Below are 14,272 nucleotides of genomic sequence, written 5' to 3' on the forward strand. Positions count from 1 at the left end.
CTGCCTTAAGGACAACATCGTATAAAGCATCAGCCGATGATTCAAAGTATACTAACATTAGCTACATTGGTTCGCTTTTTGGAGGGATATCGTGGAACCTTTTCAAAATAATCAAACCGCATGGAATACCGGAGCTTACGAGGCGTGGATACAACGTTTCGGCACTCCGCATGAAGCTGTGAAGAAGATCAAGGAAGCCCCCGCAAAAAGACTCGGTCAAGCATATGAGTACATGGGGGACGTCCAAGGCAAAAAAATTATAAATCTGCTCGGTTCAAACGGCAATAAAGCGGTCGCGTTAGCGTTGCTGGGCGCCGATGTCACGGTCGCCGATTTTTCTTATGAGAATGAAAGGTATGCGAATGAACTGGCTGATGAAGCCGGGGTCGAGATTCGGTATATTGTTTCTGACGTCTTACAGCTGCCTCGGGAGAATGTGACCGGCGATTACGATATTGTTTATATGGAGTTTGGCATCCTGCACTATTTTTTGGACCTGGGACCGTTATTTAAAGTAGTAAACGATCTTCTTCGCAAGGGAGGATCATTGATTCTTCAAGATTTTCACCCCGTGTCCACAAAATTGATTTCGTCAAGAGGCACTACCGCAAAGATCAGAAAACATAAAGTTACCGGCGATTATTTCGATTCGTCGCTTGTGGAAAAGGATATTTCGTTCTCCAAATTTACGTCCGATGAAAGCAACGACGATACCGCGCAAAAAGTCATGTTGAGAAATTGGACGCTTGGCGAAATCGTCACTGCCGTTGCGAGTCAAGGTTTATACATAAAAAAATTGGACGAGCACCCGAATCTGTCCTCGGAAGTATTCGATAAAGGCATACCCAAAGCGTTCACAATAGTAGCGGAAAAGTTGTAGGGGGGAGGAATCCGGGTGAAAGCAATTATTGTTACCGCATTCGGCGGTCCGGAGACAATGAAATACACCGACGTTGAAGTACCTCGGATTACATCAAACCAGGTGTTGATTCGCGTGGTTTCGACCAGCGTCAATTTTGCGGATATTAAAGCGAGATACGGCAAAAAAGATTCCGGAACGCTGCCGTTCGTTCCCGGTTTGGATGCGGCGGGCATCGTGGAAAGTGTGGGAAGCGACGTGCGGCATTTGAAGGCCGGACAACGCGTAATCGCTTTTCCGAAAGCCGGTTCGTATTCCGAATTTGTTGCCGCCGATGAAAAATTGACTTTCGCGCTTCCGGACGGCATTGATTTCGATACTGCGGCTGCGTGCCCCGTCGTTTCTTTCTTATCCTATAAACTTCTTGCAGATATAGCCCGGCTGGAGCAAGGCGAAACGGTGCTCGTTCATGCGGCGGCAGGCGGCGTCGGAACTACACTGATCCAATTGGCAAAAATATTAGGTGCCGGTACGGTCATCGGAACGGTGGGAAGCGAGAGCAAAGTCGCCATGGCTGTCGAAGCGGGAGCGGATCATGTGATCTGTTATGAAAAGGATGACTTCGCAGCAAAAGTAAACGATATAACAAACGGAGAAGGCGCAAATGTGATCCTCGATTCCATCTCCGGATGGCTATCCGAGAAAAGTGTGCATTGCCTTGCTCCTTACGGACGTTTGGTGCATTTCGGGAATTCGAGCGGACAGGCGGGAACATTCAGGACGCAAGATTTGCATGCCAGCTGCCGCTCCGTACTTGGCTTCAGCTTAGGAACGACCAGGAGCAAACGCCCGGGCATGCTGCGCGATACGGCTGAGAAGGTGCTGCCATATTTGGCCGACGGAAGCTTAAAAATCAAAATCGGCGGCCGCTTTCCATTGAAGGACGCTGCAGATGCCCACGAATGGGTCGAAAGCAGACGAAGCACTGGGAAAGTTTTGCTGGATGTTTGGAAGTAACAGAAGATGCAAATCGTGCGGTTGAGCAGCCGACGGACGGCAGGATGCCGGATTTGGCCGTCATTGGGATGTCGAGTGACGGTCAATAACGCCGATCTTAACGCACGGACTTAATTATTGGAATTAAGTCTCTTCCGGTGAATGAAGGCGGACGCGAAGGTCCGGATAATTGACGGCTAATTCGGAAATACGTTGCTGCAGCGTGTTGATGTCGAACGATTTCGTAAATATGTCGCGATCCGGCTCGAACGTAATGCTCGTTCCGGTTTCATCGGTGACGCCCACTGTGAGCAAATCCGTCTGCGGAACGCCGTACTTGTAATCTTGACGGTAGACGCGGCCGTCGCGTCTAACTTCGACGCTCAACCGGAAGCTTAACGCGTTGACGACCGGCACGCTGATCCCCTTCTCCGAGCCGGGCGCCGAATATGACGCGCTGAGCCGGTATTGCTGCATGTCAGTCAATACGGTTTCAACTTTAGTCTTCCGCGATTGAGGCAGGGTGCTTACGGGAATGCCCCGGCCGTTATCGGACACCGTGATGCTGCCGTCTTGATGGAGAAACAAATTGACCTCGCTGCAGTAACCCGCGCGATGCTCCAATATCGAGTTTTCGAGTATGGACCAAAGCAGCAGATGCGGGTCGTAGCCGTCGGGAGCGGGCGATCCCAAATAGACGCCGGCATTATTTCTCGCATCGGCCATATCGATATAGTTGCTCGCATCGAGCAGGTCCGAAGAGGCGGCAAGCAGCAGCAGCAGCGGAAGAGACCGGTGGCCGGGAACGGAGTACTTGCCCCCGCGTTCCTCCTGCCTGAGCAAATCCGCCCCCAGCAGCGCTTTGATGTGATGATACAGCTGCCCTGTCGTACCCATGTTAAGCCGCTCGACCAACTCCGCACCCGTGAGAGGTTCTTTCAATACGGTCCGCAGTATGTCCAAACGCTGTTTATGCCCAAGCGCCGCCAATATTTTTGCCGCTTTATCCCCATCCAAATCCAATAAACGGCTTACGTTCCGTTCCTGATGTCCCCACCGGTATTTGAAATTATGGTTGCGGTAATAGCCGGAGTAGAAAATTTCTCCTTCTTCTTCATCGTCAGCTTGCTCCATGCCTCCGGTTTCGATACGATGTTGTAAAGCTGCAGGTCTGTCAAACTGCCGGCGAACAAGCTCTTGAAGCTGCTCCATCTGCTGCTTCAAAGCGTCGAGCTCGGCGCCGAAATCGCGAGTAGAAGTCATAAGATACAACCACCTCTATTTAATAATTACGTAAATACGTCGTTACGTATTTAAGTAAATACTACCATTCGATATATCCTTTGTAAAGAGCCGGAACATACGGGCGGACCCGGTTTGGGGCTCGCCATTACGAAGCCGTTGGCGAAATAAAAATCGAGGAATGGGGATAGGCTGCTATGGTTCTGGAAGCTGTAATGCTGCAAGTGAAACAGGGCATGGAGCAACAATTTGAAGATGCTTTCCGCGAAGCGTCTACAATCGTCTCATCGATGGAAGGCTATATAAGCCATGAATTGCACCGCTGCATGGAAGTGAAGGGAAAGTACCTGCTGCTGGTGCATTGGGAAACCCTTGAGCACCATACCGTCGGTTTCAGACAATCGCCGGAGTATCAAGAGTGGAAAAAGCTGCTGCATCACTTTTACGACCCGTTTCCTACTGTAGAGCATTTCGAGAAGGTAGACCTTTCCTGAACATTGTTACCTTCAAAAACTGGGTGGAGTTGAACTGACGACATGTCTCCATTCTTAGGCCCCATTAAGGATTGAAAGGAGTAGTTATATGAATTTTAATATGAAAGAAGCTATTGAGATTTTGGAACGCACACCACAAGCTTTGGAGTTTCTTCTAACTGGTATATCTGATGTATGGTTGCATGGCAATGAAGGCGAAGGAACCTGGAATGTCTCTGAAGTAATTGAGCACCTCATTGAATTAGAGGAAGATACCTGGATACCAAGGTTAGAATTTATTGTGCAAGAAGGTGAAAGTAAACCATTTCCTTCATTTGACCGTTATTCTCATTTAAATGAAAGTTCATCGATTGAACAAAAGTTGCTTGAATTTAAATCAATTAGAACACAAAATATAACCAAACTTAAGGCTCATATTGAATCTGAATTGAACCTTGAACTGACGGGTTTACACCCGAGATTAGGTGTAGTAAAGCTAAGAGAATTACTTTCTACCTGGGTCGTTCATGATTTGACGCACATTGCTCAAATCGTACGGATAATGGCCAAGAGATACAGGGCGGACGTTGGGCCTTGGATAGAATATTTAGGTGTATTGAAAAGTAAGTAAGTCGCCAAGGACGATCTTCCTGCCGGTATTATTGACAACCCTATGTGTTCCGCCGATAATATGGGTATACTCGTCGGGGAAGCACCCTTACAAAGTTTGCGCGCTTTGCGTTGTCTTTGTCGGGTGCTTTTTATGGTGAATAACAATATAACGGAAGGATGTAGAAATGTATGAACTTCGGAAGAAGCGGCAACCCTGCATTAAATGAAAACACGTTCGAGCGGTACCACGGCACGAGTCATGCGCAAGGCATGACGCTTGAGGGAACGGTAAACAAGACCATTATCGCCTTTATCATATTGGTCGCAGCCGCGCTGTACACTTGGAACATGCATTTCGACGGTCAGAACACGATGCCATATATGTTCGGCGGCTTGGCCGGGGCGGCGGTGCTCGGTTTGATCACAGCCTTCGTTCCGCGAATCGCTCCGTTCACCGTGCCTATATATGCTTTGCTTGAAGGCATGTTTGTCGGCGCATTGTCGGCGACGTACGAAGCGAACTTTTCGGGCATCACGCTCCAGGCGGTGCTGTTGACTTTCGGCGTATTTCTTGCGCTGCTGTTGGCATATAAGACAAGGGTCATCAAGGTGACGGAAAACTTCAAGCTGGGCGTATTTGCCGCAACGGCGGGCGTTGCCATCGTTTATCTCGTCAATATCGTCTTGAATTTATTTTTCGGCATGAGCGTGCCTTATTTGCATGATACGGGTTGGATCGGCATCGGAATATCGCTCGTCATCGTCGCGATCGCGGCGTTGAACCTGGTTCTCGATTTCGACTTCATAGAGAACGGCTCCCGCTACGGCGCTCCGAAATACATGGAATGGTACGGTGCATTCGGTCTCATGGTCACATTAGTATGGCTGTATATCGAAATTTTGCGTCTGCTTGCCAAGCTCCGCAGCCGCGACTGATTGAACACTTATTTGGAAGGGTTGTTTCATTAACTTCATTTACCATTCGCCCAATTGCGCGATTGCGAAGTCAGCCATAGCCGACGGGGCATACGATGATTCCGTAGAACCTTATCAAACTTGAAAAGAGGTGTACGGAATGGAATTAATTGCCCCGGTCAGCACACAAAAATGCGCGCCGTATATTGGAAAACCGGTGTGCGCCGTGCTGCATGACGGTTCGCATGTTTTCGGATACCTGCAGCGTGTCGACGGCGGGAAGCTGATCTTATCCGGCAGCGCTTTAGGCGAAGGGACTGTTTCGGTAAGCAAGGCAAAGGCCAAGAAGCAGTTGAAGCAAAAAATGGACAAAGCGCAAACGAATTTCTACAGTCCATATTTCTACCCGCCCTATTTTTCCCCCGGATTATTCGCATTGGACTTGGCGCTTATTGCGCTGCTGTTCACCGTTCCTTTCTTCTTTTTCTGGTAAGGCAACGAATGCCGGATAAACTGTTTCGCAGCCGCTTAGGACGGATGATGCGGGCCGTCACAAGCGGCTTTAACGCGTTTATGGTTATAGGGTGTGGGACTATGCTATACTAATTTGAAAAAAGGAGGCGGAACCATTGATCGACGAAAAAGAACTGCACGGCGTTAGCGGCGATGAGCACCATTGCCACACGGACGGAGAGATGTCGGAACGGAAAAGCCACCATTCGGATAAAGTGAAAAGCAACTTGATCAGCCGGTTGAACCGGATTGAAGGCCAAGTACGCGGTGTGAAAGGCTTAATCGAGAGGGATGCATATTGCGACGACGTGCTGAACCAAATCGCCTCGATTCAATCCGCATTGAACGGGGTCGGGAAGCTGCTGCTGGAGCATCACTTGAAAAGCTGCGTACTGGAACGAATCCAAGAAGGCGATAACGAAGTCATCTCAGAGCTGCTTACAACCGTCAATAAATTGATCAAGTGACGCGGCAGTGATAATGATGACGATGATAAGACGTTTCGCCACAATGTCCATCTGCTTAACGCTTTCCATATTGACAGCATGCAGTACGGCGGGAGGCGGCTCCAACGGCGGCGGTCACGATCATGGCGGCGGAGACGCGCACGGGGGAGCCCACGATCACGGAAACGGCGGAGAACAGCCGCTGCAGGCTATCTTTTCTTTTCCGGCGGGAAACCCCACGGGAGGACAGGATACGGAGCTTGCAGTTCGAATTCAAGACACGAACGGCAAAGCGGTCGGGGAATTCGACATCAATCACGAGAAATTGATGCACCTGATTATTGTGAGCCGCGATTTGTCGTACTTCGGCCATATCCATCCGGATTATCAAGGAGCCGGTACATTTACGGTTTCGACCCGGTTCCCGTCCGGCGGCGAATATAAAATTTTCGCCGACTTCGTGCCTGCCGGAAGCTCGCAGACGACGATCAGCAAGTGGATTCGGGCTGACGGCAAGGAGAAGGCGGGTGCTTCGATAAAGCCGGATGAGAAGCTTGTAAAAGCCGCGGACGGCAAAGAGGTCGAGCTCACAGCCGACGGGTTGAAGGCGAACGGAGAAGCGACGTTGACCTTCACGATCCGCGACGAAGCGACGAAAGAGGAAATTCGCGACCTGGAGCCGTATTTGGGTGCCGTTGGCCATGTCGTCATCCTGTCCGACGATGCGGAGCACTACCTACATGTGCATCCCGCGGACGAGAAAGCGACCGGTCCGGATGCGGTCTTTATGACCTCGTTCCCACACGCCGGCACGTATAAGATTTGGGGTCAGTTTCAGCATGAAGATGAGGTTTTCACCGTTCCTTTCGTTGTTCAGGTTCCTTGATATGAAAGCCGTTGTTTCCCTCGGGGAAACGACGGCTTTTTTAAGCATGGAATCGCACAACGGTGCGAATCGTCATTCCACGGCTGATAGCCAAACAGATATGTTCTGATGTATAGTTTTGAGTAAAAAAGGTGATTGCATTGATAACGATACGCGAAGCCGAGGAGCGGGACGTACCGAGGCTGCTGGATATTTATAATCACGCCGTTCTCCATTCGACGGCAACGTTCGATTTGGAAGAGCAGACGTTGGAACAAAGATTGGAATGGTTTCGCAAGTTCGGCCCCCGGCACCCGATCATAGTGGCGGAAACGATGGGCGAAGTGGCCGGGTATAGCTGCTTGACCGAATTTCGGGCAAAGCCGGCGTATAGCCAAACGGCGGAGTTGTCCGTTTACTTGCATCCCTCCTGGCAAGGGAAGGGCATCGGAAAGACGCTGCTCGGGGAAATTGTGCAAAGAGGCAGACAGCTGGGATACCATGTGCTGATCGCCGGCATTACGGGAGGCAACGAACAAAGCGTCAAACTTCACGAACGGTTCGGCTTCCAGCTTGCGGGCACGTTTAAAGAAGTCGGATACAAGTTCGGAGCTTGGCAGCACGTTGAGTTTTATCAGCTGATTTTAGAAGCGGAGTAGGACCTTAGTTTTAATAAACAAAGAAAATTCGGATAATTTATCGAAAATTGTCGATTTACGTCTTGTCAGCTTAGTCCGACTAGCCTATACTGAACTCGTAGTCATATTCGTAAAAAACCGAAAAAGGCAAAGCATCCGAAAGAATGCGACGCAAAGCCGTGGGTCTAAGGCTCGGCGCAAGCCGCTGCTACGATTGCCAGGTTGCCGAAGAAGTGAACGTGTGAATTGTTCGCGTTACATACTTAGGGACCCGTGCGGCCGTTTGCGGCTTATTGCGGGTTTTTTGCGTCTTTTGGGGGAGGACTAATGATGTATACGGTTTTTCGAATATATTTTGCAGTGGCGGCGGTCTTTGGATTGCTTGCGGCCAACGCGGTGCTGGCCAATGAAAACAGAGCGGAATCGGAGCGTGAGGTTCGGGGGTACGGAAAGCGTATTGCGGCGGACGGAATGGATACTTCGGGTTATCGGTATAAAATCGTCTATGGCGGAAAGGTAGGATATATCGATGCGCAGGGGACTGTCGTTATCGAACCCCGATTCGGCGACGGCGGCTCGTTCTCGGAAGGATTGGCCGCTGTTGAAATCGGAGGGAAATGGGGTTTTATCGACGACAAAGGCCGTATTGCGGTGGCGCCTCAGTTTGGGCATGCATCCGAGTTTCATGAGGGCCGGGCGGCGATTGTGCATTCCGAAACGGGAAAAGCGGGTTTCATCAATCGAGAAGGGAAGATTGTAATTCCCGCAGTCTTCGATGAAATAGGCCGGTTCTCCGAAGGCTTGGCGAAGGCCGTGATCGGAGGCAGGGCCGGGTATATTGACGAACGGGGCATGTTTGTCGTTCCACCGCGCTACACTAAAGCAACCGACTTTCGGAACGGAATCGCAGCGGTAAGCGACGGGGGCTACGTAACCTATATCGATAAGCTGGGGGAACCTATATTTAATAACCGGTTCGGGCTTCAATCGGAAGGGTTTCGAGAAGGGCTTGCGCCGGCGGAAACCGGCGGCCGTTGGGGATACATCGATGTAACTGGGGAATTCGCGGTAGAGCCGCAGTTTGATATGGCGGAACCTTTTTCGGACGGGTTGGCGCTTGTAATGAAGGAAGGAAAAGTCGGATTCATTCGTCCGGACGGACAATTCGCAGTAAAGCCGGTGCTGGCGCTTGCGCACCCGTTCTCGGAAGGGTTGGCAGCTGTGTACGGCAAGGGCGGCATTTATTATATCGACACTCTGGGCGAGACGGTATTCGAATTGCCCTCTGACGTTGAAAACGCTTCGGATTTTAAGAACGGTTTAGCCAAATTCGTCTCCCGCGGCGCGATAGGCTATATCGATCGAACTGGGCAAACCGTATATCACCCGACAAAATAATGACGGTCGGTTGTCAATGACCTTCCGACACGAACCGCAGACCGACAATACCTATAAGGACGAATGATATAAAAAGGATTCTGATCCAATGTTTCGACTCGCGAAAGAAGATCATGCCGACCGCTACGCTTCCGACGGAACCGATGCCCGTCCAGACGGCGTATGCCGTTCCGATGGGCAGCGTTTGGAGAGATAAGGCGAGCAGATAGAAGCTGGCGCCTCCGAATAGGACGCTGGCGACGGTTGGCTTACGCTTGCGGAACCCTTCGGACAATTTCAAAGATATGACGCCGCCCACTTCCGCAAAGCCCGCCAAAACTAAGAATACCCAGGCCATTGTTATTCCTCCCCGGCGGTTTGCGGCGTCTTCCCGGCCGATTGTTCGGTTGACGTTAATTTCAGTCCGATAATTCCCGTGAGGAGTAAGATGATGAAGCAGATTTTAGCGGCTCCGGCGTCTTCGCCGAGAAACATCATTCCGGCGATGGCGGTGCCCGCGGCTCCGATTCCCGTGTATACGGCGTATGCGGTGCCCACCGGGAGCAGCTTCATGGATTTCGTAAAGAAGTACATGCTCGCAATAATGATTGCGACCGTCAATACGCTCACCGTCCGGTTTGTGAACCCTTCTGTATATTTCAATCCGATCGCCCAGCCGATTTCCAAGATGCCGCCGACGATGACATAAATCCATGCGGTGTTCATTGCAGGTTCCCTCCGGTAGAAGTGCTATGTAGCATTATATAGAATTTACGCCAAAAAAGAAAAAGACTGCCATTGAACTCTGTGTGAAGTTCGATAGCGGTCTTGTTTTGTAGAAATATTTAATCAATCGAATTGCACTTTAAATCCTATATTCTCGCGAAATTCCGCGGGAGGCACGCCCAATTTCTTTCCGAACACGGCGGAGAGCCGCGGCCCGGTACGAAAGCCCGTTTGCTGCGCGATCTGGCGGATCGGAAGCGTCGTGTGCGCTAGAAGATATTTTGCAGCTTGCAGTCTTACCTCCGTTACGTATTGAACGGGTGAAACGTTCATCACTTTGCTGAAGACGCGCTGAAGATGGAACGGGGAGACGAACGTCCGGGAAGCCAGCGATTGAAGCGTGATTTTCTCCGTGTAATTGCGGTCTATGAATTTCTTTACCGTCATTGCGAGCTGCTCGTCGGGGTGCCAGTGCAGCTCGTCGGGACGGCATCTTTTGCACGGCCGAAATCCCGCTTGCAGAGCTTCTTCGGCCTCTTGGAACACCCGGACGTTCGCTTTGGAGGGCGTTCGCGATTTGCACGAAGGTCTGCAGAAGATGCCTGTTGTAATCACGCCGTAATAAAACTTGCCGTCGAACTCCGCATCGCACTTCGCAATGGCTTTCCATATCGATTCATCCATATATCCGCCCTCCTTTTCTCCTATTATACCCGGTGATTATGCCGCATGTAACAGGCAGCGAATTACAAAGCAAGATATTGCAAGTGTGAAACCTTTCCGGTATCGTTACGTTAATAGTTTTGTTAGAGAGATAGAGGAGGGAGTTTAATAATGTTGCAAAGTTTCAGGTGGTTTGTGTTGTTGACCGTATTTACAGTTGTGTTGGCCGGGTGCGGCGCGACAAGCGGTAACGGCGGGGATGCCGGAGATGAGGTTGAAAGCGGCGAAGGAAGCGTGGAACAGCCGGCGGCGCAGACACCGGCCGAGGAGACACCGGGCGAGGAACCTGTGTCCGACGAGCAGACCGTGGAAGAACCTGTTGCGGAGGATGAGTCTGCAGCGGAGGAACCGACCGTTGAAACAGAATTTGTGACGGCGGGAGAACCGAAAGAGATAGAGACGACAATTGAAGGAATGCCCGAAAAGGTGACGGTTACTCCTTATACGATAGCTTCTTACGGCATTTCATACGACATGCGGACCGATATGGGGGCGCCCGAGGTTGACTCCGATACCCGCACGGTGACATATGCGACGCAGATGGGGGACGACGCCGCCAAAATCACGGTACAGGTGTTGGAGAACACGTCGGTGAACGACGCCGTCGCGCAGATGAAAGAGATAATGGCATCCGAAGGTTACGGCGGTGGAGGAGCGGTTGATGACAATGCGGATGCGGCATCGCTTCCTTTCAAGGCGGCGAATTACCAAGCCGACGGATATTACGCGGGGTTCAAAGTATTCGGCGTCGGGGAGCATTCGCTTGTTGTGAAACACAGCTACCCGTTCGATGCCGGAGACGGGATGGCCGCGGTCATGAACGAGATGTTGTCTTCGTTGGCCGTTAAGCAGTAAAGATGTAGCCGGTTCGCACTGTAGTGCGGCCGGCTTTTTTTTGCTGGGGGCAGGTGGGTCGTTGTGCTTGTTTCATAGTGAAACAAGGTGATGCACGGGTGAACCACGTTGTGTCGGAGTGAAGCAGGAGGCTGGTGAACGATTGCGCTTGTTTCATAGTGAAACAAGGTGATGCACGGGTGAACCTCGTTGTGTCGGAGTGAAGCAGGAGGCTGGTGAACGATTGCGCTTGTTTCATAGTGAACCAAGGTGATGCACGGGTGAACCACGTTGTGCCGAAGTGAACCAGGAGGCTGGTAAACGATTGCGCTTGTTTCATAGTGAAACAAGGTGATGCACGGGTGAACCTCGTTGTGTCGGAGTGAAGCAGGAGGCTGGTGAACGATTGCGCTTGTTTCATAGTGAAACAAGGTGATGCACGGGTGAACCACGTTGTGCCGAAGTGAAACAGGAGGTTGGTGAACGATTGCGCTTGTTTCATAGTGAAACAAGGTGATGCACGGGTGAACCACGTTGTGCCGAAGTGAAACAGGAGGCTGGTAAACGATTGCGCTTGTTTCATAGTGAAACAAGGTGATGCACGGGTGAACCACGTTGTGTCGGAGTGAAACAGGAGGCTGGTGAACGATTGCGCTTGTTTCATAGTGAAACAAGGTGATGCACGGGTGAACCACGTTGTGCCGAAGTGAAACAGGAGGCTGGTAAACGATTGCGCTTGTTTCATAGTGAAACAAGGTGATGCACGGGTGAACCACGTTGTGTCGGAGTGAAACAGGAGGCTGGTGAACGATTGCGCTTGTTTCATAGTGAAACAAGGTGATGCACGGGTGAACCACGTTGTGCCGAAGTGAAACAGGAGGCTGGTGAACGATTGCGCTTGTTTCATAGTGAAACAAGGTGATGCACGGGTGAACCACGTTGTGCCGAAGTGAAACAGGAGGCTGGTAAACGATTGCGCTTGTTTCATAGTGAAACAAGGTGATGCACGGGTGAACCACGTTGTGTCGGAGTGAAACAGGAGGCTGGTGAACGATTGCGCTTGTTTCATAGTGAAACAAGGTGATGCACGGGTGAACCACGTTGTGCCGAAGTGAAACAGGAGGTTGGTGAACGATTGCGCTTGTTTCATAGTGAAACAAGGTGATGCACGGGTGAACCACGTCGAAGTGAAACAGGAGGTTGGAGAGCGGGGGTATGTGTGGCGAAAGTGGGGGTCGAGGATTACTGAGATATACCGGGACTACGGGAAGTAAGATAAGTATGGGAAGTGCGAGAAAGTAGAGAAATATGAGAAAGTACTGGAAGTGCGAGGGCATATTAGTGATGCGGTCAAATCGGTACTTTCAAGGGTTCGATTATTGCGGCGCGGCCAAATTTCCCATACAATCGATTTGCGAGCCTGCGACGCGTGTGCCGTTCGCGGCTTTTTGTTTGCCTTCGAAGAGGAGTTGGAGAGATGGATAAACCATTGATAGAAACGACCGCGAGGCACCATGTCATTTTCGCCATTGTGACGCTATTGTATTGGACTTCGCTTTATACATACGTCCCGATTCTCTCTCCCTACTTGCTTGATCACCTAGAGATTGGGGCGGCACTAACGGGGATTGTGCTCGGGAGTTACGGACTGGTACAAGTACTGCTGCGGCTGCCGACCGGAATCGCTTCGGACCGGCTGAGGAAGCGCAAGCCTTTCATCGCTCTGGGCATGTTAACCGGAGCGTTGTCCTGCCTGCTGTTCGCCGCAGGCGAGCAGCCGGGCTGGGCGCTTGCGGGAAGAGCGGTGAGCGGTGTATGCGCTTCGGCGTGGGTGGCGTTTACCGTGCTGTATGCGGCTTATTACCCGAAGTACGGCGTAGGCAAAGCGATGAGTACGATCAGCTTTTTCATCGTTACGGGGCAGCTGATCGGCATGGGCTTGAGCGGTTGGTTGGCCGATGCCTACGGTTATAAGGCCACGTTCTATGCAGGCGCCATCGCCGGGGCGGCGGGGCTGCTGCTCGCATACGCCGTGAAGGAGCCTGCCGGAGGCGTGGCAAGGAACCCGATTCAATTCGCCGATGTCGCCGTCGCCATCCGAACACCGATGCTGTGGCGAGTTTCCATCCTGTCGATATTAGCGCATAGCGTTCTGTTTATTACGATGTTCGGCTTCACTCCGTCGTATGCAACATCCGCATTGGGAGCGTCGAGTTGGCAGCTAGGGTTGCTCAGCTTTGCGTTCATGGTTCCGCACGCGATGAGCCAGCTTCTGAGCGGCCGAATCATTGCGCCGAAGATCGGAACGTGGACCACGATCGGCATCGGCTTCGTCGCCAGCGCGGCTTGCACGGTGGCTATACCATTTGCGGATTCGATGCCGGAGCTGTATGTGACGCAGGCAGTCAACGGGCTGGCGCAAGGGCTGCATTTTCCCTTGCTGCTCGGGCTCTCCATTACCGGGGTTGCTGCCGGGAAACAGGCGACAGCGATGGGTTTTTATCAATCGGCCTACGCCGCCGGAATGTTCATTGGTCCGTTCTTCGCGGGCTGGGTGAACGAGTTTGGCGGCCTTGAAGCGGGCTTCTGGTTAGGGGGAGCGATCGCTGCGGTGTCTTTGGCGGTGACGATTTACTATGCGCGTTCGCATGAAAGGGAATTGAAAGCGAGAGCGGAATGATTTTTTGTGTTTTTTATAAAAGATGCAGCCGTTCTATAGGTGTTTTTTTGAATTTTTTATTGTTGGTGGAATCGCCATTGACCGCTCAGCTAACGGGCAGTTATCTTCAACTACTTACGTTAAAATATGGTGATAAGTGGTCAAGTCATCGAACAATTAACTCATTTTGTTATACGTAGATTGAGGTGGGATAAATGGCTCAGTTCCAGGTTACTCAAACATTTTCATGTAGCCTTTAACAGCTCCCTTCAGGTGACTGGCAGTATAATGGATATTAAGAAAATTAATGATCTTTATAATATTTCGTTTGAATGCTCAGATAAAGATGAGATAGAACTATGGGAAATGTTGAATTTGAATGGCGATGTATTAA

General features: G+C 51.0%; 17 protein-coding genes and 1 riboswitch. Of the genes, 12 read left to right on the forward strand and 5 right to left on the reverse strand.

Annotated features, from left to right (window positions below):
• The first annotated feature begins 91 nt into the window (after nt 1–91).
• Both JET16_RS07760 and JET16_RS07765 read left to right on the forward strand, forming a co-directional pair.
• The gene (locus tag JET16_RS07760; RefSeq protein WP_199615233.1) at nt 92–880 is read left to right on the forward strand and encodes a class I SAM-dependent methyltransferase; all 789 of its coding nucleotides are present in this window, start codon (nt 92–94) and stop codon (nt 878–880) included.
• Between the two features lie 15 nt (nt 881–895).
• The gene (locus tag JET16_RS07765) at nt 896–1,876 is read left to right on the forward strand and encodes a quinone oxidoreductase family protein (RefSeq protein ID WP_199615234.1); all 981 of its coding nucleotides are present in this window, start codon (nt 896–898) and stop codon (nt 1,874–1,876) included.
• A gap of 123 nt (nt 1,877–1,999) precedes the next feature.
• Here the strand turns inward: JET16_RS07765 and JET16_RS07770 are convergent, their stop codons facing one another.
• Entirely contained in the window at nt 2,000–3,118 is a 1,119-nt protein-coding gene (locus JET16_RS07770; RefSeq protein WP_199615235.1) for an ATP-binding protein, read from the reverse strand.
• Between the two features lie 176 nt (nt 3,119–3,294).
• On the opposite strand from JET16_RS07770, the gene JET16_RS07775 reads away from it, so the two are divergent.
• The 8 genes from JET16_RS07775 to JET16_RS07810 all read left to right on the forward strand — a co-directional run bounded on the left by JET16_RS07775 (nt 3,295) and on the right by JET16_RS07810 (nt 8,957).
• Entirely contained in the window at nt 3,295–3,591 is a 297-nt protein-coding gene (locus tag JET16_RS07775; RefSeq protein WP_199615236.1) for an antibiotic biosynthesis monooxygenase family protein, read from the forward strand.
• A gap of 88 nt (nt 3,592–3,679) precedes the next feature.
• Complete coding sequence (locus tag JET16_RS07780; protein WP_199615237.1) at nt 3,680–4,201, forward strand: DinB family protein; 522 nt, start codon at nt 3,680–3,682, stop codon at nt 4,199–4,201.
• Between the two features lie 170 nt (nt 4,202–4,371).
• Nucleotides 4,372–5,118, forward strand: coding sequence for a Bax inhibitor-1/YccA family protein (locus JET16_RS07785; protein WP_199615238.1), 747 nt, complete (start codon nt 4,372–4,374; stop codon nt 5,116–5,118).
• Between the two features lie 139 nt (nt 5,119–5,257).
• Complete coding sequence (locus JET16_RS07790; protein ID WP_199615239.1) at nt 5,258–5,590, forward strand: hypothetical protein; 333 nt, start codon at nt 5,258–5,260, stop codon at nt 5,588–5,590.
• Nucleotides 5,591–5,792: 202 nt separating this feature from the next.
• Nucleotides 5,793–6,077, forward strand: coding sequence for a metal-sensitive transcriptional regulator (locus tag JET16_RS07795; RefSeq protein ID WP_199615393.1), 285 nt, complete (start codon nt 5,793–5,795; stop codon nt 6,075–6,077).
• A 13-nt stretch (nt 6,078–6,090) separates the two neighbouring features.
• Nucleotides 6,091–6,942: a hypothetical protein gene (locus JET16_RS07800; RefSeq protein ID WP_233531229.1), complete on the forward strand. Its 852-nt coding sequence runs from the start codon at nt 6,091–6,093 to the stop codon at nt 6,940–6,942.
• Nucleotides 6,943–7,073: 131 nt separating this feature from the next.
• Nucleotides 7,074–7,580 (forward strand): GNAT family N-acetyltransferase, encoded by a 507-nt coding sequence (locus tag JET16_RS07805; RefSeq protein WP_407673108.1) that lies wholly within the window; start codon nt 7,074–7,076, stop codon nt 7,578–7,580.
• A 115-nt stretch (nt 7,581–7,695) separates the two neighbouring features.
• Nucleotides 7,696–7,789, forward strand: a riboswitch (cyclic di-GMP riboswitch).
• A gap of 97 nt (nt 7,790–7,886) precedes the next feature.
• Complete coding sequence (locus tag JET16_RS07810; protein WP_199615241.1) at nt 7,887–8,957, forward strand: WG repeat-containing protein; 1,071 nt, start codon at nt 7,887–7,889, stop codon at nt 8,955–8,957.
• A gap of 13 nt (nt 8,958–8,970) precedes the next feature.
• Here the strand turns inward: JET16_RS07810 and JET16_RS07815 are convergent, their stop codons facing one another.
• From JET16_RS07815 to JET16_RS07825, 3 genes are all read right to left on the reverse strand, one after another.
• A complete protein-coding gene (locus JET16_RS07815) occupies nt 8,971–9,294 on the reverse strand; it encodes a DMT family transporter (protein ID WP_199615242.1) in 324 nt (107 codons plus the stop codon).
• A gap of 2 nt (nt 9,295–9,296) precedes the next feature.
• A complete protein-coding gene (locus tag JET16_RS07820; protein ID WP_199615243.1) occupies nt 9,297–9,662 on the reverse strand; it encodes a DMT family transporter in 366 nt (121 codons plus the stop codon).
• A 123-nt stretch (nt 9,663–9,785) separates the two neighbouring features.
• Nucleotides 9,786–10,346: a bifunctional transcriptional activator/DNA repair enzyme AdaA gene (locus tag JET16_RS07825; RefSeq protein WP_199615244.1), complete on the reverse strand. Its 561-nt coding sequence runs from the start codon at nt 10,344–10,346 to the stop codon at nt 9,786–9,788.
• 150 nt (nt 10,347–10,496) lie between these two features.
• Here JET16_RS07825 and JET16_RS07830 point away from each other — a divergent pair, with 150 nt between their 5' ends.
• A complete protein-coding gene (locus tag JET16_RS07830) occupies nt 10,497–11,240 on the forward strand; it encodes a hypothetical protein (RefSeq protein ID WP_199615245.1) in 744 nt (247 codons plus the stop codon).
• On the opposite strand, the gene JET16_RS07835 is transcribed toward JET16_RS07830, so the two are convergent.
• Nucleotides 11,230–12,369: a hypothetical protein gene (locus tag JET16_RS07835; protein ID WP_199615246.1), complete on the reverse strand. Its 1,140-nt coding sequence runs from the start codon at nt 12,367–12,369 to the stop codon at nt 11,230–11,232. The two genes, JET16_RS07830 and JET16_RS07835, sit on opposite strands and share 11 nt — an antisense overlap.
• A 327-nt stretch (nt 12,370–12,696) precedes the next feature.
• Between JET16_RS07835 and JET16_RS07840 the strand changes: the two genes are divergently transcribed.
• Nucleotides 12,697–13,899 carry an MFS transporter gene (locus JET16_RS07840; protein WP_233531230.1) on the forward strand — a complete coding sequence of 401 codons (1,203 nt, stop codon included), beginning with the start codon at nt 12,697–12,699 and terminating at the stop codon, nt 13,897–13,899.
• Nucleotides 13,900–14,272 lie beyond the last annotated feature (373 nt).

The organism is Paenibacillus alkalitolerans (assembly GCF_016482785.1).
Lineage (GTDB): Bacteria > Bacillota > Bacilli > Paenibacillales > YIM-B00363 > Paenibacillus_AE > Paenibacillus_AE alkalitolerans.

What these genes read in the sequence shown, in the direction of transcription:
- JET16_RS07770 (WP_199615235.1), bottom strand. Translation starts at nt 3,118, where the DNA reads ATGACTTCTACTCGCGATTTCGGCGCCGAGCTCGACGCTTTGAAGCAG.
- JET16_RS07775 (WP_199615236.1), top strand. Translation starts at nt 3,295, where the DNA reads ATGGTTCTGGAAGCTGTAATGCTGCAAGTGAAACAGGGCATGGAGCAA.
- JET16_RS07780 (WP_199615237.1), top strand. Translation starts at nt 3,680, where the DNA reads ATGAATTTTAATATGAAAGAAGCTATTGAGATTTTGGAACGCACACCA.
- JET16_RS07785 (WP_199615238.1), top strand. Translation starts at nt 4,372, where the DNA reads ATGAACTTCGGAAGAAGCGGCAACCCTGCATTAAATGAAAACACGTTC.
- JET16_RS07790 (WP_199615239.1), top strand. Translation starts at nt 5,258, where the DNA reads ATGGAATTAATTGCCCCGGTCAGCACACAAAAATGCGCGCCGTATATT.
- JET16_RS07795 (WP_199615393.1), top strand. Translation starts at nt 5,793, where the DNA reads ATGTCGGAACGGAAAAGCCACCATTCGGATAAAGTGAAAAGCAACTTG.
- JET16_RS07800 (WP_233531229.1), top strand. Translation starts at nt 6,091, where the DNA reads ATGATGACGATGATAAGACGTTTCGCCACAATGTCCATCTGCTTAACG.
- JET16_RS07810 (WP_199615241.1), top strand. Translation starts at nt 7,887, where the DNA reads ATGATGTATACGGTTTTTCGAATATATTTTGCAGTGGCGGCGGTCTTT.
- JET16_RS07815 (WP_199615242.1), bottom strand. Translation starts at nt 9,294, where the DNA reads ATGGCCTGGGTATTCTTAGTTTTGGCGGGCTTTGCGGAAGTGGGCGGC.
- JET16_RS07820 (WP_199615243.1), bottom strand. Translation starts at nt 9,662, where the DNA reads ATGAACACCGCATGGATTTATGTCATCGTCGGCGGCATCTTGGAAATC.
- JET16_RS07825 (WP_199615244.1), bottom strand. Translation starts at nt 10,346, where the DNA reads ATGGATGAATCGATATGGAAAGCCATTGCGAAGTGCGATGCGGAGTTC.
- JET16_RS07830 (WP_199615245.1), top strand. Translation starts at nt 10,497, where the DNA reads ATGTTGCAAAGTTTCAGGTGGTTTGTGTTGTTGACCGTATTTACAGTT.
- JET16_RS07835 (WP_199615246.1), bottom strand. Translation starts at nt 12,369, where the DNA reads ATGAAACAAGCGCAATCGTTCACCAACCTCCTGTTTCACTTCGGCACA.
- JET16_RS07840 (WP_233531230.1), top strand. Translation starts at nt 12,697, where the DNA reads ATGGATAAACCATTGATAGAAACGACCGCGAGGCACCATGTCATTTTC.